This window comes from Acetobacter vaccinii (genome assembly GCF_008365315.1).
In the GTDB taxonomy this organism is placed as follows: Bacteria; Pseudomonadota; Alphaproteobacteria; order Acetobacterales; family Acetobacteraceae; genus Acetobacter; species Acetobacter vaccinii.
The window spans coordinates 2,302,828-2,322,394 of sequence record NZ_CP043506.1; the positions used below are offsets into that span (position 1 = coordinate 2,302,828).

Here is a 19,567-nt window from a genome sequence, read left to right on the forward strand (position 1 = left end):
TCGTCCTTTTCGGGAGGTCATACCTATGGATGAAAATGAACGGCCCGCCGCCCGGCGCAGGCGTAAAGCAGACGTAAAGCCGCAGGTGGAGGCAACCGCCCCCGATACGGCGCAGGATAATGCCCCCAAAGCAGGGACAACCCGCGTTGCAGTGTTGCCACTGCGCGATATTGTTGTGTTCCCACACATGATTGTGCCGCTGTTCGTCGGGCGTGAAAAATCTGTGCGGGCGCTGGAATCGGTCACGCGGGATGACCGGCATATTTTGCTGGTTGCTCAGAAAGATGCGGCGCAGGATGATCCTTCAGCCGACGACATCTATCGTGTTGGTACGCTCTCCACCATTCTGCAGTTGCTCAAACTGCCCGATGGCACGGTCAAGGTGCTGGTCGAGGGCGTCAAGCGCGTTAAGCTGACAGCGCTGCATGATGTTGACGGGCACTTTGAAGCCGATGTCGAGCCGATGTCGGAAGAGCCAGCCCATGGCCCTGAGGCCGAGGCACTGGGGCGCTCCATTGTTGCTCAGTTCGAGCAGTATATGAAGCTCAACAAGAAGATCGCCTCAGAGGTTCTGGTCTCCCTGAACCAGATCAGTGATCTGTCAAAGCTGGCTGATACTGTGACGAGTCACCTCAGCCTCAAGATTTCTGAAAAGCAGGATATTCTTGAAGCGCCGACGGTGCAGGCGCAGCTCGAAAAAATCTTCGGCCATATCGAGGCCGAGATTGATGTGCTGCAGGTGGAAAAGAAAATCCGTAACCGCGTTAAGCGGCAGATGGAGCGCACCCAACGCGAGTACTATCTGAATGAGCAGTTGAAGGCCATTCAGAAAGAGCTGGGCGAAGGTGAAGACGGCAAGGACGAGACCTCCGAAATTGAGGAGCGAATCGCCAATACCAAGCTGTCCAAGGAAGCCCGCGAAAAAGCGGTTAGTGAACTGAAGAAACTCCGCGGCATGAGCATGATGTCCGCCGAGTCGACAGTCGTGCGGAATTATCTCGACTGGCTGCTGAGCGTGCCGTGGAAAAAGCGCACGAAGGTCCGTCATGACCTGCCGGAAGCGGAAAAGATCCTCGATGCCGATCACTATGGCCTAGAAAAGGTCAAGGAACGGATTTTAGAGTATCTGGCCGTTCAGAGTCGCTCCCAGAAGCTCAAGGGGCCGATTCTGTGCCTTGTTGGGCCGCCGGGTGTGGGCAAGACGTCACTGGCACGTTCCATTGCCAAGGCAACAGGGCGGCAGTACGTGCGCATGTCCCTGGGCGGCGTGCGGGACGAAGCCGAGATTCGCGGTCATCGCCGGACGTATATCGGTTCCATGCCTGGCAAGATCATACAGGGGATGAAGAAGGCCAAGGTCTCCAATCCTCTGTTCCTGCTGGATGAAATCGACAAGCTGGGGGCTGACTGGCGGGGTGACCCGGCCTCGGCCCTGCTTGAGGTACTTGACCCCGAGCAGAACGCGACATTCGCCGATCATTATCTGGAAGTGGATTATGATCTGTCGGATGTCATGTTCGTGACAACGGCTAACAGTCTGGACATGCCCCAGCCTCTGCTGGACAGGATGGAGATCATCCGCCTGTCTGGGTACACAGAGGATGAAAAGCTCCAGATTGTTCGCAAGCATCTGATCAGCAAGCAGGTTGAGGCGCATAACCTCAAGCCGGACGAATGGTCGGTTACGGACGATGCCCTGCGTGACCTTATCCGTTACTACACGCGTGAAGCTGGTGTCCGTAGCCTTGAGCGCGAACTGGCAAAGCTTGCCCGTAAGGCGGTGAAGGAGATCGTAACCGGCAAGGCTACCAGCGTGACGGTTACGGCTGAAAACCTGGAAGATTATGCCGGTGTGCGCCGCTTCCGCTACGGTGAGACCGAGGCGGAGGATATGGTCGGTGTTGTGACCGGTCTAGCCTGGACTGAAGTGGGGGGAGAAATCCTGACCATTGAAAGTGTTATGGTGCCGGGCAAGGGCGGCATTGTTGAAACCGGCAAGCTGGGTGACGTGATGAAGGAGAGTATTTCTGCTGCATTCTCCTTTGTGCGGAGTCGGGCCACCAGCTTTGGTATTGTGCCGACCCTGTTTGAAAAGCGGAGCTTCCATGTGCACGTGCCGGAAGGGGCAACCCCCAAGGACGGCCCTTCGGCCGGTGTGGGCATGGTGACATCGCTTGTCAGTGTTCTGACTGGTATTCCGGTGCGCAAGGATGTCGCCATGACGGGTGAAATTACCCTGCGTGGGCGTGTGCTTGCGATTGGTGGCCTGAAGGAAAAACTGCTCGCAGCCCTGCGTTCAGGCATCCGCACGGTCTTCATCCCCGAAGAAAACGCCAAGGATCTTGTCGATATCCCTGACAGCGTGAAGGAGGGGCTGGAAATCGTGCCTGTCAGCCATGTGGACCAGGTTCTGGCCCGTGCGCTGGTACGCCAGCCGCAGCCGATCGAGTGGGAAGATACACCCGATCCTGTGCCCGGACACGAGGTGGTCGTGCCCGCACAGCCCCTGCCGCACTGAAGGAAATGCAGGTTGCCAGGCAAACTTTGCGTTTGCTTGGTTGACGTAGCAAAAAACGGCTTCATAGTGCGAGCGGGTATCGGGGCGGCACCCATGAACTGGTGGCCGCCCCCCGCAAATTGAAAAAAAAGAAAGGCGTAACATGGAGAAGCCGCTCAACAAGCAGGAACTCGTCTCGGCAGTAGCTGAGGCTGCGGACCTGCCCAAGGCAAAGGCCGGGGAAGTGGTCGACGCCGTATTTGATACGATTGAGAAAGCACTTTCCACCAAGCAGGAAGTGCGTCTGGTTGGTTTCGGTACGTTCGTGACTGCAACACGTAAGGCTGCCAAGGGGCGTAACCCCCGCACGGGTGAGGAAATTGATATTCCGGCCTCGACCTCCGTGCGTTTCAAGCCTGGTAAGGCTCTGAAAGACGCCGTGAGCTCCTAAGGGCTTTACGGTTTTATGGACGACCGGTGGCTCTTATTGCAAAAAGAGGGTTGTCGGTCGTTTCTGTTTGTGACACATAGCGGTCAGGGGCGATTAGCTCAGCGGTAGAGCGTCTCGTTTACACCGAGAGGGTCGGCGGTTCAATCCCGTCATCGCCCACCATATCCCTTATGTAAAATCAGCAGTTTATAAAATTAAGTTGTACACCGGTACGTTAGGGTGCCGGATCCAGGTGCTTTGCCGGTCATTTTGCATAGTTTAAAGAGTTCACAATAAAGTGGCTACCGCGCAACAGGGTTAAGGCATGGCCGTATCGGCCTTGGGCGTTTAGGGTAACCGCATCGGCAGGGCTTTTATGGCTTTCAGTTAGGTGCAGGAAACCCGTCAATGCAATCTGTTCTCGGCGACTATGCCCCAATCCTTGTCTTTGGGGTTGTATCGGTTGTTATCGCGGCAGCTATGCTCGGCATGGCATTGCTGTGCGGGCACCAAAAGCCTTATCCAGAAAAACTGACAGCGTATGAATGCGGTTTCGGCGCATTTGATGATGCACGCCGCAGGTTTGATGTCCGTTTTTATCTGGTGGCCATTCTTTTCATTATTTTCGATCTGGAAGTTGCGTTCCTGTTCCCATGGGCGGTCAGCCTGGGGCGGATTGGAATATTCGGGTTTTTGTCCATGCTCGGGTTCCTGGCGGTGCTTGGCGTTGGCTTCCTTTACGAATGGCGCAAGGGTGCGCTGGATTGGGATTGAGGGAACGTAGCTGTGAGCATAGATCACAACGAGAACGCCATCATGTGGAACCGGGAGGCACTGCCCCCCGGGCCTGAGCAGGATGCGGTCGTGCGTGGCATTACAGGTGTCCTGGCGGAAAAGGGCTTTGTCGTGGCGAGCCTCGACAAGCTTGTGAACTGGGGCCGCACAGGCAGCCTCTGGCCGATGTCCTTCGGTCTTGCTTGTTGCGCTGTGGAAATGATCCATGCTTACATGCCCAGGTACGATCTGGATCGCATGGGCATTATCCCGCGCGGGTCGCCCCGGCAGTCTGATGTCATGATTGTTGCAGGTACTCTGACAAACAAGATGGCCCCCGTTCTGCGGCGGCTGTACGAGCAGATGGCCGAGCCACGGTGGGTTATTTCCATGGGGTCATGCGCCAACGGTGGTGGGTATTACCATTACTCCTACTCGGTCGTGCGCGGTTGTGACCGTATTGTGCCGGTGGATGTCTATGTGCCGGGCTGCCCGCCGACAGCAGAAGCACTGATTTACGGCATTATGCTGCTCCAGAAAAAAATCCGTCGGACAGGGACAATTCTCCGTGGCTGATCTTTGTGCAAATCCTCGTCAGGCTGCGCTGGATGGCCAGCTTGGCGCGCTGGCGTTTACATTCCTGGCGACCCAGCCGCATGTCTCTTACGCGGCGGTGGAGAAGGGGGAGTTGGTTGTGCACACCACACGTGCGCATCTGGTGCCATTCCTGACCCTGCTGCGTGATGACCCGCGCTACCGTTTTGAGCAGTTGATGGATCTGTGCGGTGTCGATTATCCGCAGCGGGCTGAACGCTTTGACGTTGTCTATAACCTGCTGTCCGTGACCTACAACCGCCGGATCCGGGTTATTGTCACGACGGATGAGGCGCAGCCGGTTCCTTCCGTGCATCAGTTGTGGCCGTGCGCGACCTGGTGGGAGCGTGAGTGTTACGATCTGTTTGGTGTGCTGTTCTCTGGTCAGCCTGACCTGCGGCGTATCCTGACGGATAACGGGTTTGAGGGGCACCCCCTCCGCAAGGACTTCCCCCTGACCGGGTATGAGGAAGTTCGCTACGATGTGGAGCGCAGGCAGGTCGTTAAAGAGCCTGTTTCCCTTACACAGGATTTTCGTGACTTTGACTTTGTTTCTCCATGGGAGGGCATCCTGACCCTGCCGGGAGACGAAAAAGCCCATGAAGTCCGGCAGGGTATGAAAAGGTCGATCTGATGACTGAAGCACAGGACAAGGACTCGCTCTTGTTTGCGCAGACCGTGCTGCGGGAGGATATTCCCGAAAGTCTGCTGCCTGAGAGCCAGCTCCAGAACCGTGAAAACCGGATTGTTGAAATTGACTCCCACGCCCTTAATTTCGGGCCCCAGCATCCGTCAGCCCATGGTGTGCTGCGTCTGGTGCTCGAAATGGAGGGCGAGGTTGTAGCCCGTGCCGTCCCCCATATCGGTCTGCTGCACCGTGGTACAGAAAAGCTGATCGAATACAAAACCTATCAAAAAGCCCTGCCGTATTTTGACCGGCTCGATTACGTCTCCCCCATGTGTGAGGAGCAGGCGTTCGCGCTGGCAACGGAAAAACTGCTGGGCATTGATATTCCAGAGCGTGCCAAATGGCTGCGCGTTCTTTTTTCCGAAATCACGCGTATTCTTAACCATATTCTCAATCTCACAGCGATGGGGCTGGATTGTGGCGCGGTTACGCCTGCATTGTGGGGATATGAAGAACGCGAGAAACTGCTGGAGTTTTATGAAGCAGCGTCTGGTGCCCGCTTCCATGCCAATTACTTCCGCCCCGGTGGTGTCGCTCGTGATATTCCCGCAGCTCTGGAAGATAGAATTGGTGTCTGGGCAAAAGAGTTTCCAGCATGGATTGATGAGCTGGAAGGTCTGCTGACCGAAAACAGAATTTGGAAGCAGCGTACAGTCGGTATTGGTGTTTTCAGCACCGAGCAGGCGTTGGCATGGGGCTTTAGCGGTCCTTGTCTGCGTGCCTCCGGTGTGCCGTGGGACCTGCGTCGTAACCAGCCTTATGACAACTATCATAAGGTGGAGTTTAATGTGCCTGTCGCCCGGCAGGGTGACTGTTACGACCGTTATCTGGTCCGCGTTGCTGAAATGCGCGAAAGCGTAAAAATTATCGAGCAGTGCCTGACACAAATGCAGCCTGGTGCTGTCAAGGTGCAGGACCCCAAGTTCAGCCCGCCACCACGGGCGGATATGAAGCGCTCAATGGAAGCCCTTATCCACCACTTCAAGCTGTTCAGCGAAGGTTACCACGTGCCTGCGGGTGCGACCTATACCGCGGTGGAAAGCCCTAAGGGTGAATTTGGTGTCTATCTGGTGGCTGATGGCAGCAACAGGCCGTATCGCTGCAAGATCCGCCCCACAGGGTTCTCCCATCTTCAGGCGATTGATGAGCTGTCTCGCCGGGGCATGCTGGCGGACATGGTGGCTATTATCGGATCGCTTGATCTTGTGTTCGGGGAAGTAGATCGATGAACTCTGTCTGGACCTCGCCTCAGCAGCCTGAAGACTTTGTTTTCGATACGGACTCTGAAGCCGAAATCGCCGGTGTGCTTGCCAAATATCCGGCAGAACGCAAGGCCAGCGCGGTTATGCCGATGCTCTACATTGCCCAGCGGCAGATGGGGCGGCGTACAGGCTGTGCCTGGCTGCCACTGCTGGCCATGGATGAAATTGCCAAGCGGCTGGAAATTCCCTCGATCCGTGTGTACGAGGTGGCCTCCTTCTACACAATGTTCAATACCCGGCCGATCGGGCGCTATCACCTGCAGGTCTGCACCACAACGCCGTGCTGGCTGCGTGGTTCTGATGATGTGGTGTCGGCCTGTCAAAAGGCAACGGGGATCAGCCATTTTGGTGAAACCAGCGAAGACGGCCTGTTTACATTGACCGAGGTTGAATGCTTGGGCGCATGCGCTAATGCCCCGATCCTTCAGGTTGATGATGATTTTTACGAAGACATGACCGCAGACAGCACGGAAAAACTGATTGCTGAACTGCGCGCCGGTCGGCGGCCCACACCGGGTTCCGCTGTCAACCGGCTTGCCTCTGCGCCAGAGGGCGGATGCAAGACACTGCTGGCTGTTTCCGCCACGTCGGACAAGCAATAGGGAGATACGGGCATGCTGCAGGACAAGGACCGCATCTTCACAAACCTGTACGGGCAGGACGACTGGCATCTGGCAGGGGCGCGCAAGCGTGGTGACTGGGACAATACCGCCGCCATTCTGGCCAAGGGGCGTGAGACCATCATTGCGGAAATGAAGGCCTCCGGCCTGCGCGGCCGCGGTGGGGCAGGGTTCTCCACGGGTATGAAATGGTCTTTCATGCCCAAGACTTTTGATGGCAGGCCGCATTATCTGGTCATCAACGGTGATGAATCCGAGCCCGGCACCTGCAAGGACCGTGAGGTTATGCGGCATGAGCCGCATAAGCTGATCGAAAGCGCACTTATTGCCTCCTTCGCGCTGGGGGCTCATGCAGCCTATATCTACATCCGGGGTGAGTTCTACCGCGAGGCCGAACACCTTCAGATTGCTATTGATGAGGCTTACGCAGCCGGACTGATTGGCAAAAATGCAGCCGGTAGCGGCTGGGATTTTGACTTCTACATCCATCGCGGCGCGGGCGCTTATATCTGTGGTGAAGAAACCGCGCTGCTGGAAAGCCTGGAAGGCAAAAAAGGTCAGCCCCGTATGAAGCCACCATTCCCCGCCGGGGTGGGGCTGTATGGCTGCCCGACAACAGTCAATAATGTTGAAAGCATTGCTGTTGCCTCGACCATTCTGCGGCGTGGACCATCTTGGTTTGCTGGGCTTGGGCGGCCTAACAATGCGGGCACAAAGCTCATGGCCATTTCCGGCCACGTCAATACGCCGTGTGTGTTTGAGGAAGAACTGGGTGTTCCCCTCAAGGAGATCATAGAAAAACACGGTGGTGGTGTACGTGGCGGGTGGGACAACCTGCTGGCTGTTATTCCGGGCGGATGTTCCGTGCCGCTGTTGCCCAAATCCATCTGCGAAACTGTGTTGATGGATTATGACAGCCTGCGGGCTGAACGCTCTGGACTTGGCACGGCGTGCATGATCGTCATGGACAAGTCGACCGACATTATCAAAGCCATTGCTCGGTTCTCCAAGTTTTTCAAACATGAAAGCTGTGGTCAGTGCACGCCCTGCCGCGAAGGCACGGGCTGGATGATGCGCATGATGGACCGCATGGTGGAAGGCCGGGCGGACCTTGAAGAAATTGATCTGCTGGAACAGGTGACCCGACAGGTTGAAGGCCATACGATCTGCGCGCTGGGTGATGCCGCAGCCTGGCCGATCCAGGGCCTGATACGCCATTTCCGCCCGGAAATGGAAGAGCGTATCCGGCAGTATAAAGCCGCACATGGCGGAACCGGGCTGGTGCAGGTGCCTGCCGGTGGCGTTCCGGTAGCGGCGGAGTAAGCGCGATGGTGAAGGTAATTGTTGACGGCACACCGGTGGATGTTCCCTCCGGTTCCAGTGCTCTGCAGGCCTGTGAAGCAGCCGGGAAGGAAATCCCACGCTTTTGCTATCATGAACGCCTGTCCGTAGCGGGTAACTGCCGCATGTGCCTGGTTGAGGTGGCACGGGCCCCCAAGCTGGTGGCATCCTGCGGTTTCCCCGTGGCTGATGGTATGCAGATTTTTACGGATACAGAGGTGGTCCGCCGTGCCCGCCGTGCCGTGATGGAATTTCTGCTGATCAATCATCCGCTGGACTGCCCGATCTGTGATCAGGGTGGGGAGTGCGACCTGCAGGACCAGGCCTATGGCTATGGTTCGGGTTTTTCCCGCTATCAGGAAGACAAGCGCGCCGTTACGGACAAAGATCTTGGGCCGCTGGTCAAAACGGTTATGACCCGTTGCATCCAGTGCACCCGCTGTGTGCGGTTTAGCACGGAAGTGGCGGGCACTCCGGAACTGGGGCTGGTGTCTCGTGGCGAAAATGCTGAAATTACCACCTATGTGGAAAAAGCACTGACGTCGGAGCTTTCAGGTAACCTCATTGATGTCTGCCCTGTCGGGGCGCTGACAGCCAAGCCTGCTGCGTTTCATGCCCGGTCGTGGGAATACAAAAAGACCGACAGCATTGATGTCATGGATGCGCTGGGTACCAATATCCAGGTCCATGCGCGCGGTGGCGAGGTCATGCGGATTGTGCCGCGTGTGAATGATGATGTGAATGAAGAATGGCTGTCTGACAAAGGCCGTTTTTCAATCGATGGTCTCAAGCGGCGGCGGCTTGATCGTCCATGGGTGCGGGTGAATGGCAAGCTGATCTCCGTGCCCTGGAAAGATGCTCTGGTTGCTTTGGCCCGGCGGCTTGACGGTGTGCCGGGTGAGAAGATTGGCGCGATCGCTGGTGACCTGTGCGATGTTGAAAGCATGTGCGCCCTTAAGGACCTTTTGGTTGCACTGGGTTCGTCTAGCTTCGATTGCAGGCAGGATGGCGCATGGTATGACACCAGCAGCCGGTCGGGTTATCTGTTCAACAGTGACATCACCGGGATTGATCAGGCGGATGCCCTCCTGATTGTTGGCAGCATGCCGCGGCATGAAGCCCCGGTGCTGAACGCCCGTATCCGTAAGCGCTTTCTGGATGCAGGGCGCGGTAACTTTCCGGTTGGCGTTATCGGCACGCCCACGCGGGATTTGACATACGCAGCAGAGGTTCTGGGCGCAGGGCCCGATGTGCTTGCCCAGTTGGTTAACGGCACACACCCGTTTGCCGAAACCCTGAAAAATGCCCGTCGGCCCATGATCATTGTTGGTCATGCGGCGTTGACCCGGCGTGATGCTCCGGCTGTGTATGCTCTGTGCAAGCAACTGGCAGACACCTGTGGCGCGCTGACAGCGGACTGGAACGGGCTGAATGTGCTGCATACGGCAGCATCGCGTGTTGGTGGGCTGGACCTTGGTTTCCTGCCCGGAGCGCATGGCGTTGCAACCGCGAGCATGCTGCGCGGTGGTGTGGAGGTTCTGTGGCTTCTTGGAGCTGATGACCTGCCTATTGACCGTATCCCGGCTGAAACATTTGTGGTCTATCAGGGTCATCATGGTGATCAGGCTGCAAGCCGGGCGGATATCATTCTGCCAGGGGCTGCCTATACGGAAAAACCGGGCACCTATGTCAATATGGCCGGGCGGGTGCAGCAGTCATTCCGCGCTGTTTTTGCCCCAGGTGAGGCGCGGGAAGACTGGCGTATTATCCGCGCTTTTTCCGAAGTGGTTAGCCACACACTGCCTTACGACACGCTGGAACAACTGCGTGACCGCATGGCAGATATCAATCCGGTGTTTGCAGAGCAGAGTGGGGAGACCCCGCGTCTTCCCGGTCGTGCCGCCCCGGCGGTTACCACGGCCTCCGCTCCGGGGGATCTGCTGGATGCGCCATTCCGTCCAACCATACAGGATTATTACCTGACCAATCCCATCAGCCGTGCCAGTCAGACAATGGCTGAGTGTTCAGCGGTTTATGGCGCGAACGCGGCGGAGTAAGGGGCATGGAACAGTTTTTTTACCATACGCTTGTAGGGCAGGTCTGCCTGATGCTGCTGGAGACCCTGGCAGTGCTGGTGCCCCTGTTGATAGGCGTGGCTTACCTGACCCTTATGGAGCGTAAGGTGATGGCCGCCATGCAGCGGCGGCGTGGCCCGAACGTGAATGGTCCTTTCGGGCTGTTGCAGGCCTTTGCTGATGCTATCAAGATGATTGTGAAGGAAACGGTCATCCCTGCCGGGGCGAATAGGGCGCTGTTCCTGTTTGCGCCGTTTCTGACCTTCTCGCTGGCTATGGTGGCATGGGCCGTGATCCCGACAGGGAATGGCCTGGCGGTTGCCAACATCAATGTTGGTATTCTCTACCTTCTGGCGATTTCGTCCCTCGGGGTTTACGGCATTCTGGTGGCGGGTTGGGCTTCCAACTCCAAATACGCATTTCTGGGCGGTTTGCGCTCGGCCGCGCAGATGGTGTCTTACGAGGTTTCCATCGGGCTTGTGATTGTTTCAGTCCTGCTGGCGGTTGGCAGCCTGAACCTGAATGACATTGTGCTGGCGCAGCGGCATGTGTGGTTCTGCGTGCCGATGTTCCCGATGTTCATCGTGTTCGTCATCTCGGCACTGGCTGAAACAAACCGTGCACCTTTTGACCTTCCCGAAGGGGAGAGCGAGCTGGTGGCGGGCTTTTTTGTTGAATATTCGTCACTGGCGTTCGGCCTGTTCTTCCTTGGCGAATACGCAAACATGATCCTGATGTCCTCCATGATCAGCATCCTGTTTCTGGGCGGGTGGTTGCCCCCGCTGGGCATTGCCCCGCTGACATGGGTGCCAGGTCCGCTGTGGCTGATTTTTAAAATTCTGTTCTGCCTGTTCGTGTTCATCTGGGTGCGTGCGACATTCCCGCGCTACCGTTATGACCAGCTCATGCGGCTGGGCTGGAAGGTGTTTCTGCCTTTCTCCCTGCTGTGGATGATCGGGACAGCGGGCTTTCTGATGGCAACAGGCCTGTTGCCACATGCGGGAGGTATGAACTGATGGGCGCGTTGGGTACTACGCTGCGATCCTTCCTGCTGAAGGAACTGGTTGCAGGCATGGCTTCCACTTTTGGGATGATGTTTCGGCCCAAGGTCACGCTGAACTATCCGTATGAGAAAGGCCCACTTTCTCACCGCTTCCGTGGGGAACACGCTTTGCGCCGCTACCCCAATGGGGAGGAGCGCTGCATTGCCTGCAAGCTGTGCGAAGCAACGTGCCCGGCGGAGGCCATAACCATTGAAGCGCAGGAACGTGATGATGGTTCCCGCCGTACAACCCGCTACGACATAGACATGACCAAATGCATTTACTGCGGTCTGTGCGAGGAAGCCTGCCCGGTGGATGCCATTGTCGAAGGCCCGAATTACGAATTCGCCACGGAAACCCGTGAAGAGCTGATGTACGACAAGGCCAAGCTTCTGGCCAATGGAGACCGGTGGGAAGCCCTGCTTGCCCGGCGGCTTGAACTTGATGCGCCGTATCGCTGAGCGGATGCAGACGACGCTAAGGCAGGGGGTTGGCCCATGATGGCACAGCTTGTTTTTTATGTTTTCGCGGGAGTGCTGCTGTTTTCCGCCGCCATGGTCATCACGGCGCGCAATCCGGTGCACTCGGTTTTGTTTCTCATTCTGGGTTTCTTCAACGCGGCCGGGCTTTTCCTTGTCGCGGGGGCGGAATTCCTGGCCATGCTGCTGGTCATTGTCTATGTCGGCGCGGTGGCGGTTCTGTTCCTGTTTGTCGTCATGATGCTGGATATTGATTTCAGCCGCCTGCGCGAAGGCTTTCAGAAATACACGCCGCTGGGCGCATGTGTGGGCCTTGTCCTGTTTGCTGAACTGCTGATGGCGTTCAGCCATTGGCAGATGGCTCCCTCAGCCCTGTCCGCCCCTCTGACGGGTGTTGCCGGGCTGAGCAATACCGCAGCCTTGGGCACGGTTATTTACACGCATTACGTGCTGCTGTTTCAGGCGTGCGGCATGGTGCTGCTGGTGGCCATGATGGGGGCAATCGTGCTGACACTGCGCGAGCAGCCGACAGGTCGCCGCCAGAATATCACGCGCCAGCATGCCCGCACCGGTGCCGATACGCTGGAGCTTGTGACCGTGGCGCTGGGTGAAAGCGTTGCCGAGCACGGCGGCGTTCTGCGCCCCAAAGGGACCTATAACGAAATTGCGGTGCCAGGCTCCTACGGTGCCGAGGAACCCGACTACCCGCGTACAGAGGAGAAAGGGGCATGAACCCGGCTCTTGCTGCCATCGGGCTTGGCCCGTACCTGTTTGTCAGCGCCGCTCTGCTGGTGCTGGGCGTGTTCGGTATTTTCCTGAACCGCAAGAACATCATTATTCTGCTGATGTCGATGGAACTGATCCTGCTGTCGGCAAACCTCAATCTTGTCGCGTTTTCTTCCGCTCTGGGCGATCTGTCCGGTCAGGTCATGGTGCTGTTTGTCCTGACCATTGCGGCGGCTGAGGCGGCAATCGGCCTTGCGATTGTCACGGTCTATTTCCGGAACCGTGGCTCCATCCAGGTCGAAGACGTGACGATGATGAAGGGCTGAGCGCGCCATGCAGACCGATCTTACACTTTTTTCCGCAGCGGTTCTGACACCGCTGGCTGGCTCGGTGGTGGCTGGCCTTGGGGGGCGCCTGATAGGCGATACCCTGGCAAAGGCGGTTACCCTCGTCTGTATGGGTGTTGCTGTCCTGTGCGGTATTGGTGCCCTGTGTGGTGCCTGGCAGGCGGGCTTTCCGCACCTGAGCGTGCCATTGGCTGAATGGGTGCATGCTGGCGGGTTTGAGGCAACATGGACCCTGCGGTTTGACACGCTCTCGGTCACCATGGTGGCCATGGTGCTCAGTGTCTCCCTGCTCGTGCATTGCTATAGCGTGGGGTACATGAGCCACGAGAGCATGCCGACGTATCGCTTTTTCTCGTATCTGTCGCTGTTCACCTTCGCCATGCTGATGCTGGTGACCTCCAACGACCTCATCCAGTTGTTCTTCGGCTGGGAAGGTGTTGGCTTGGCTAGCTACCTGCTGATTGGATACTGGTACGACCGCCCCGCAGCTACGGCCGCAGCTATCAAGGCATTTGTCGTCAACCGCGTGGCAGATCTATTTTTCATTGTCGGTATCGGCCTGGTGTATGTCCTGTTTCATTCCGTGCAGTACGACACCATTTTTGCCGCAGTGCCCCAGGCGTTGACCGCGACCTATACAGTGTGCGGGTTTTCTTTCCGGATGCTGGAGGTTATCTGCTTCCTGCTGTTTGTCGGGGCCATGGGCAAGTCGGCCCAGCTTTTCCTGCACACATGGCTGCCTGACGCCATGGAAGGTCCAACGCCGGTTTCCGCCCTTATTCATGCCGCCACCATGGTGACGGCCGGTGTGTTCCTGATGACGCGGATGTCCCCCTTGCTGGAGTTCGCGCCTGCAACCCGTGTCGTGGTGGTGGTGATCGGGGCGACAACCTGCTTCTTCGCCGCGACCGTGGGCATGGTGCAGCCGGACATCAAGCGGACCATTGCGTATTCCACCTGCTCCCAGCTTGGCTACATGTTTGCCGCGATCGGGGTCGGGGCTTATCAGGCAGCGGTCTTCCACCTGACAACACATGCCTTCTTCAAGGCGTTGCTGTTTCTGGCGGCTGGCTCTGTCATTCACGCCATGCATGACGAGCAGAATATGTTCCGCATGGGCGGGCTGTGGAAGAAGCTCCCGATCACCTATGTGGCCGTATGGGCGGGCAGTCTGGCTCTGGCAGGGGTGTTCCCTTTCGCGGGGTACTGGTCGAAAGATGCAATTCTTGACACGCTATGGGCATCGGGCCTGTCGTTCAGCCACTATGGCTGGGTGCTGGGGACTGTGACGGCGTTCCTGACGGCCTTCTATAGCTGGCGTCTGATTTTTCTGGTGTTCCACGGCCGTGCCGCCGACCAGCATGCGCTTGATGCCGCGCATGAAAGCCCGGCTGTCATGACCATGCCGTTGCTTATCCTGTCTTGCGGTGCGGTGTTTGCCGGTATTCTGCTGGCACCGTTCTACATCGGTGCGCATCAGGTGGCGTTCTGGAACGGGGCCATTTTCAACGCGCCTGAGAACGGGATCATGGAGCAGTTTGAGCATGTCCCGGCTCTGGTGTCCCTGCTGCCGTCTGTGGCTGGGCTTGCAGGTATTGTTCTTGCCCTGCTGTTCTATGTTGTCAGCCCCGCAGCGCCTGCGGCTCTGGCAAAGATGACCGGCCCTGTTTACCGCTTCCTGCTCAACAAATGGTATTTTGACGAGCTGTATGACGTCATTTTCGTCCGCCCCTATGGCGCGTTGGCGCGTCTGCTGTGGAAGCAGGGTGACGAAGCCGTTGTAGGTGGCATGCCGTTGGAAGCTGTCCATGCCACCCAGGCGGGTGCGCTGGAAGCTGTCAAGGCGCAGACCGGTTCCATTGCTATGTATGCGTTTACCATGCTGGCAGGGCTGGTTGTGCTGCTGACCGTAGCACTGTGTGGATAAAGGGTGCGTGTGATGTCTGACGCCTTTGGCTCCTTTCTTCCCTTTTCTCTGCGGAGTGCTGCGTGATGGGTGTGTCCACCTTTAACTGGGCGGTTGCTCTGCCTGAAATCGTGCTTGCGCTTGCAGGGGTTGTTATTCTTGTAGCGGGGGTTCTCCAGCGCAAAGGGGAGGGGTTCTTCTCTGTCGCCATGCTGAGCGTGGCGGCCTTGGTGCTGACGGGCTTTCTGGTTCTGCTGGCTCCTGATGGCGCGGGTTATGCCGCAACATTTGTGAATGACGGGTTTGCCCGGTTCATGAAAATCCTCATTCTTGTGGGTGGCGTTGCGGCAATCGTGCTGAGCGTCAGCTACAGGACGGATGAAAAAAAGCCCCTGCCTTTTGAAGCGCCGGTGCTCATGCTGTTTTCCACACTGGGTGCGATGTTGATGGCGTCGTCTGCCAACCTGATGACGCTGTTTGTCGGGTTGGAGCTTTCTTCACTGTCCATTTATATTCTGTGTGCGGTCGAGCGTGACAACGTTCTGTCGTCCGAAGCAGGGCTGAAATACTTCATCCTAGGGTCACTGGCGTCCGGGTTGCTGCTGTATGGTATCTCGCTGGCCTATGGCTATGCAGGCACCATGGAATATGCCGGCCTGGTGGCCGCCGTGCGGTCGGTTGCTACGCCGCCCATGGGGCTGGTTGTCGGCATTGTCTTTATTATTGTCGGGCTGTGCTTCAAGCTTTCGGTTGTGCCCTTTCATATGTGGACGCCCGATGTCTATCAGGGTTCCCCCACACCTGTGACGGCTTACATGGCGGGTGCGCCCAAGTTTGCCGCCTTTGCGCTGTTCCTCCGTGTCATGGCCGGGCCGTTTGGCAGCGTTGCCCCACGTTGGCAGCTTCTGGTGGAGGCTGTTTCCGTCCTGTCCATGGTTTATGGTGCATTTGCCGCTATTCCCCAGACCAATATCAAGCGCCTGATGGCATATTCCTCCATCGGGCACATGGGGTATGCAATGATGGGGCTGGTTTCGGCCTCTGTTGCAGGGGTGCAGGCAACGCTTATTTATCTTGCCGCCTATCTTGTCATGAATGCCGGTGTGTTTGCTTGCATCGGGGCCATGCGCCGCAATGGGCGGGAAGTGTCCGGCATTGCTGATCTGGCGGGTCTTTCCCGCACCAACCCTGGCATGGCGGCAGCCTTGGCCATTTTCATGTTCAGCATGGCGGGTGTACCGCCTCTGGCCGGTTTTTTTGGCAAGTTCATGGTGTTTGCTGCGGCTTGGCACTCAGGGCTTTATGCGCTTGTGGCCATTGGCGCGGTGTCCAGCGTTGTCGGTGCCTATTATTACCTGCGTGTTGTGAAGGTCATGTATTTTGATGAACCGGCGCAGGCGTTTGACCGCCCGGCTTCAAGCCTGCTGTTTGTGTCAGGTGGCATGGGCTTGGCGACGGTCCTGTTTGTTGCCCTGCTGGGGCCGTTGATGACGGTGGCGAAACAGGCTGCTCTTGCTCTGGCTGGATGAGCAGACAGGTACTAACGTGGCAGTTGGAATGCCACGATGAACTCCCCTCCACCTCCGACTACTGCCTGAACCATATCAGGCAGGGCGGGGGGGCAGGTTTGGCTGTCATGGCCCAAAGGCAGACAAAAGGGCGTGGTAGCCGTGGCCGCCAATGGCTTGATGCCGGGCAGGCGTTGGCGTTGTCTGTTGTGCTGGATGCAGCACAGGATCATGCGCTGGGTGGATGGCCGTTTGTGGCCTCTCTCGCTTTTTATGAAGGTCTGATTCAGGCCGTTCCACAGGCAGCTGTCAGGCTGACGATCAAGTGGCCTAACGATATTCTGCTTGATGGCCACAAACTTGGCGGTATCCTTATAGAGCGGGAAGGTGCTTGTGTCGTCATAGGCATGGGTGCCAATCTGCTGTGCGCGCCGGATGAGGCAGACATCGGGCGCAGGGCTGCAAGCCTTGGTGCCTGTGGGCCGGTGCCTGACACTGCGGATGTCGCCCGGTTCATCCTGTCCCGTCTGGCATTCTGGACGGGTATCTGGCAGGAAAAAGGCTTCGAGGCTATACGCTTGGCCTGGCTTGAGCGGGCACATCCGTTGGGTACGCCCCTTGTCGTTCGCGGCGGCAGTACTTATGAGGAAGGACATTTTGCCGGTCTTGCGGTAGATGGCCGCCTGCTGCTGGATACGGCAACAGGGATGAAGATCATTGCGACAGGGGATATCCTGCTGCCCGAAGGGAGAGTATAGGCTTGCTGCTCGTCATTGATGCGGGGAACACCAATGTCGTTTTTGCCGTTCATGACGGAGCAAAGTGGCGCGGTGTCTGGCGCCTGACCATGCAGGCCCAGCGCACGTCAGACGAATATGGTGTCTGGCTGTCGGCGCTGCTGAAAACACAGGGCATTGCTGCGGACGATATTGAAGGTGCTGTTATTGGCACGGTTGTGCCTGCTGCCCTGTATCATTTGCGCGCATTATGTCGGCAGTGGTTTGCTGTCGAGCCACTTCTGGCGTCTACCCGGTTGGACTGGGGCTTTGCCATCAAGGTGGATAACCCTGATGAAGTCGGGGTGGACCGCCTGCTCAATGGACTTGCAGCGCACTATACCTACGGTGGCCCGCTAACTGTTATCGATTTTGGCACCGCGACCACGTTCGATGTGGTCGATCGGGAAGGCTGCTATTGCGGCGGGGTTATCGCCCCTGGGATCAATCTGTCGGTCGAGGCGTTACATCAGGCAGCGGCGCGTCTGCCTCGTATTGGTGTAGGTCGGCCGGTAGGGGATTCTGCCATCGGGCGCAACACGGTCTCGGCCATGCGCTCGGGCGTGTTCTGGGGGTATATCGGGTTGATTGAGGGGATCGTCGAGAGGATCAGGCGGGAAGTGGGGCCTATGAAGGTGCTCGCAACCGGTGGTCTGGCTCCGCTCTTCTCGGAAGGAACGACTGTTTTTGATCATGTGGATTCAATGCTGACCCTTGATGGGCTGCGCTTGCTGGCGGGGCGTAACCCCCTGCCAAAACTGACTGTGGACCGAGATTTTCTGGCGGAAGGATAAAACGACATTATGACAGAACACACCGGCGATCTGGCCTTTCTGCCCTTGGGTGGAACGGGTGAGATTGGCATGAATCTCAACCTTTATCGGCTGAATGGCACATGGCTGGCTATTGATTGCGGTATTGGCTTTAGCGGTAACGACACACCCGAAGCCGAGATCCTTATCCCCGATCCGGCCTTTATTGTTGAGCGCAAGAAAGACCTTGCCGGGCTGGTTGTCACCCACGCGCATGAAGACCACATTGGCGCCATCGCCCATGTCTGGCCCATGCTGGGGTGCCCGATTTATGTGACCCCGTTTGCCGGTATTGTGCTGCGCCGCAAACTGGCCGAGGCACGGCTGTCGGATGTGCCGATCAAGGTGATCATGCCGGGTAGCCGTTTTGATGTCGGGCCTTTTGACATTGAATTTGTGCCGGTTACGCACTCCGTGCCCGAAGCGCAGTCCCTTGTCCTGCGGACACCAGCAGGCATTGTGGTGCACACAGGCGACTGGAAGTTTGACCCTGAGCCGCAGGTTGGCCCGCCAACCGACCTGGACCGACTGGCCGCCATCGGGCAGGAAGGTGTGCTGGCGCTGGTGTGTGACAGCACCAATGTCATGAAGCCCGGCCCCTCCCAGTCGGAAGCGGAAGTCCGGCGCAGCATGGCCGAACTGATCGGCGGGCTCAAAGGCCGTATTGCTGTAACGTGCTTTGCGTCCAACGTTGCGCGGGTGGAAACCATTGCTCTGGCCGCGCAGGCTGCGGGGCGGACTGTGGTGCTGGTTGGGCGCTCACTCCGCAACCTCGATACCGCAGCGCGGGAATGTGGCTATCTGTCGGGTGTGCTGCCCTTTATGGGCGAGCAGGATGTTAATTCCATCCCCGATGACCAGTTGCTGATGATCATCACCGGCAGCCAGGGTGAACCCCGCTCGGCGCTGTCCCGTATCTCGCTGGATATGCACCCCAATATCTCGCTGGGTGAGGGCGATACGGTCATTTATTCCAGCCGTATGATCCCGGGGAATGAGCGGGCCATCATGGCGGTGCAGGATAACCTGACCAAGCGTGGTGTTTGTGTCATTACCGACCGTGAGCATTTTGTGCATGTGTCTGGCCATGCCACGGGCGGTGATGTGCAGAAGATGTATGATCTGCTCAAGCCCCAGCATGTAGTGCCCGTGCATGGTGAATGGCGACACCTGACAGCCCAGGCTGCTCTGGCGCAGGAAAAAGGGATTACCCCCATTCTGCTGGAGGATGGTGACATCCTGCGTCTGGCCCCAGGTCGGCTTGAGGTCATTGATACTGCCCCGACAGGTCGTTTGGCACTGGATGGCAACCGCCTGCTGCCGATGAACGGGGGCGTTCTGGCGGCACGCCGTAAGATGCTGTTCAATGGCGTGGTGATTGGCAGCTTCGCAGTGGATGACGAAGGGTATGTCATCGGTGCTCCCAAGATCAGCGCACCAGGGCTGCTTGAGCCTGATGATCTGGAAAGCGTGCGCGTGAATGAAGAATTCGCCAACGCGCTTGATGTCATTCCTGATGAACTGCGGACGGATGACGTGGCTTTCCGCGATGCCGCCAAAACAGCATTGCGGCGCGCTCTGAGCCGCAAACTGCAAAAGCGCCCGCTGGTGGACGTGCATCTGCTACGCGTATAAATGCGGGTAACCCGATCATTGACGCAGAAAGCCCGGCCTAGCCGGGTTTTCTTC

At 57.6% G+C, this 19,567-nt stretch carries 18 protein-coding genes and 1 tRNA gene; all 19 read left to right on the forward strand.

The window, feature by feature from the left end:
* Positions 1 to 25: 25 nt before the first annotated feature.
* The 19 genes from lon to FLP30_RS10450 all read left to right on the forward strand — a co-directional run bounded on the left by lon (position 26) and on the right by FLP30_RS10450 (position 19,513).
* Entirely contained in the window at positions 26 to 2,518 is a 2,493-nt protein-coding gene (gene lon / locus FLP30_RS10360; RefSeq protein WP_149279759.1) for an endopeptidase La, read from the forward strand.
* 142 nt (positions 2,519 to 2,660) lie between these two features.
* Entirely contained in the window at positions 2,661 to 2,948 is a 288-nt protein-coding gene (locus FLP30_RS10365) for an HU family DNA-binding protein (RefSeq protein ID WP_149279760.1), read from the forward strand.
* Positions 2,949 to 3,035: 87 nt separating this feature from the next.
* A tRNA-Val gene (locus FLP30_RS10370) sits at positions 3,036 to 3,110 on the forward strand.
* A gap of 225 nt (positions 3,111 to 3,335) precedes the next feature.
* Positions 3,336 to 3,701 (forward strand): NADH-quinone oxidoreductase subunit A, encoded by a 366-nt coding sequence (locus FLP30_RS10375; protein WP_149279761.1) that lies wholly within the window; start codon positions 3,336 to 3,338, stop codon positions 3,699 to 3,701.
* A gap of 42 nt (positions 3,702 to 3,743) precedes the next feature.
* Positions 3,744 to 4,277: a NuoB/complex I 20 kDa subunit family protein gene (locus tag FLP30_RS10380; RefSeq protein WP_149280337.1), complete on the forward strand. Its 534-nt coding sequence runs from the start codon at positions 3,744 to 3,746 to the stop codon at positions 4,275 to 4,277.
* Positions 4,270 to 4,929, forward strand: coding sequence for an NADH-quinone oxidoreductase subunit C (locus FLP30_RS10385; RefSeq protein WP_149279762.1), 660 nt, complete (start codon positions 4,270 to 4,272; stop codon positions 4,927 to 4,929). The genes FLP30_RS10380 and FLP30_RS10385 overlap by 8 nt, the downstream gene beginning before the upstream one ends.
* Positions 4,929 to 6,212 carry an NADH-quinone oxidoreductase subunit D gene (locus tag FLP30_RS10390; protein ID WP_149279763.1) on the forward strand — a complete coding sequence of 428 codons (1,284 nt, stop codon included), beginning with the start codon at positions 4,929 to 4,931 and terminating at the stop codon, positions 6,210 to 6,212. The genes FLP30_RS10385 and FLP30_RS10390 overlap by 1 nt, the downstream gene beginning before the upstream one ends.
* Entirely contained in the window at positions 6,209 to 6,847 is a 639-nt protein-coding gene (nuoE, locus tag FLP30_RS10395; protein ID WP_149279764.1) for an NADH-quinone oxidoreductase subunit NuoE, read from the forward strand. Before FLP30_RS10390 ends, nuoE begins: the two co-directional genes overlap by 4 nt.
* A gap of 12 nt (positions 6,848 to 6,859) precedes the next feature.
* On the forward strand, positions 6,860 to 8,188 hold the full coding sequence (gene nuoF, locus FLP30_RS10400) for an NADH-quinone oxidoreductase subunit NuoF (protein WP_149279765.1): 1,329 nt from the start codon (positions 6,860 to 6,862) through the stop codon (positions 8,186 to 8,188).
* A gap of 5 nt (positions 8,189 to 8,193) precedes the next feature.
* Complete coding sequence (nuoG, locus tag FLP30_RS10405; RefSeq protein WP_149279766.1) at positions 8,194 to 10,263, forward strand: NADH-quinone oxidoreductase subunit NuoG; 2,070 nt, start codon at positions 8,194 to 8,196, stop codon at positions 10,261 to 10,263.
* 5 nt (positions 10,264 to 10,268) lie between these two features.
* Positions 10,269 to 11,297, forward strand: a complete 1,029-nt coding sequence (gene nuoH / locus FLP30_RS10410; RefSeq protein ID WP_149279767.1) for an NADH-quinone oxidoreductase subunit NuoH — start codon at positions 10,269 to 10,271, stop codon at positions 11,295 to 11,297.
* Positions 11,297 to 11,785, forward strand: coding sequence for an NADH-quinone oxidoreductase subunit NuoI (gene nuoI, locus FLP30_RS10415; RefSeq protein ID WP_149279768.1), 489 nt, complete (start codon positions 11,297 to 11,299; stop codon positions 11,783 to 11,785). The genes nuoH and nuoI overlap by 1 nt, the downstream gene beginning before the upstream one ends.
* A 36-nt stretch (positions 11,786 to 11,821) precedes the next feature.
* Positions 11,822 to 12,535 carry an NADH-quinone oxidoreductase subunit J gene (locus FLP30_RS10420; protein WP_149279769.1) on the forward strand — a complete coding sequence of 238 codons (714 nt, stop codon included), beginning with the start codon at positions 11,822 to 11,824 and terminating at the stop codon, positions 12,533 to 12,535.
* Positions 12,532 to 12,855 (forward strand): NADH-quinone oxidoreductase subunit NuoK, encoded by a 324-nt coding sequence (nuoK, locus tag FLP30_RS10425; protein WP_149279770.1) that lies wholly within the window; start codon positions 12,532 to 12,534, stop codon positions 12,853 to 12,855. The genes FLP30_RS10420 and nuoK overlap by 4 nt, the downstream gene beginning before the upstream one ends.
* A gap of 7 nt (positions 12,856 to 12,862) precedes the next feature.
* Entirely contained in the window at positions 12,863 to 14,803 is a 1,941-nt protein-coding gene (gene nuoL / locus FLP30_RS10430; protein WP_149279771.1) for an NADH-quinone oxidoreductase subunit L, read from the forward strand.
* 65 nt (positions 14,804 to 14,868) lie between these two features.
* Positions 14,869 to 16,311, forward strand: a complete 1,443-nt coding sequence (gene nuoN / locus FLP30_RS10435; RefSeq protein WP_149280338.1) for an NADH-quinone oxidoreductase subunit NuoN — start codon at positions 14,869 to 14,871, stop codon at positions 16,309 to 16,311.
* The gene (locus tag FLP30_RS10440; RefSeq protein ID WP_149279772.1) at positions 16,308 to 17,048 is read left to right on the forward strand and encodes a biotin--[acetyl-CoA-carboxylase] ligase; all 741 of its coding nucleotides are present in this window, start codon (positions 16,308 to 16,310) and stop codon (positions 17,046 to 17,048) included. Before nuoN ends, FLP30_RS10440 begins: the two co-directional genes overlap by 4 nt.
* A 2-nt stretch (positions 17,049 to 17,050) precedes the next feature.
* Positions 17,051 to 17,860, forward strand: a complete 810-nt coding sequence (locus tag FLP30_RS10445) for a type III pantothenate kinase (protein ID WP_149279773.1) — start codon at positions 17,051 to 17,053, stop codon at positions 17,858 to 17,860.
* 9 nt (positions 17,861 to 17,869) lie between these two features.
* Positions 17,870 to 19,513 carry a ribonuclease J gene (locus tag FLP30_RS10450; protein WP_149279774.1) on the forward strand — a complete coding sequence of 548 codons (1,644 nt, stop codon included), beginning with the start codon at positions 17,870 to 17,872 and terminating at the stop codon, positions 19,511 to 19,513.
* The last annotated feature ends 54 nt before the right edge of the window (positions 19,514 to 19,567 follow it).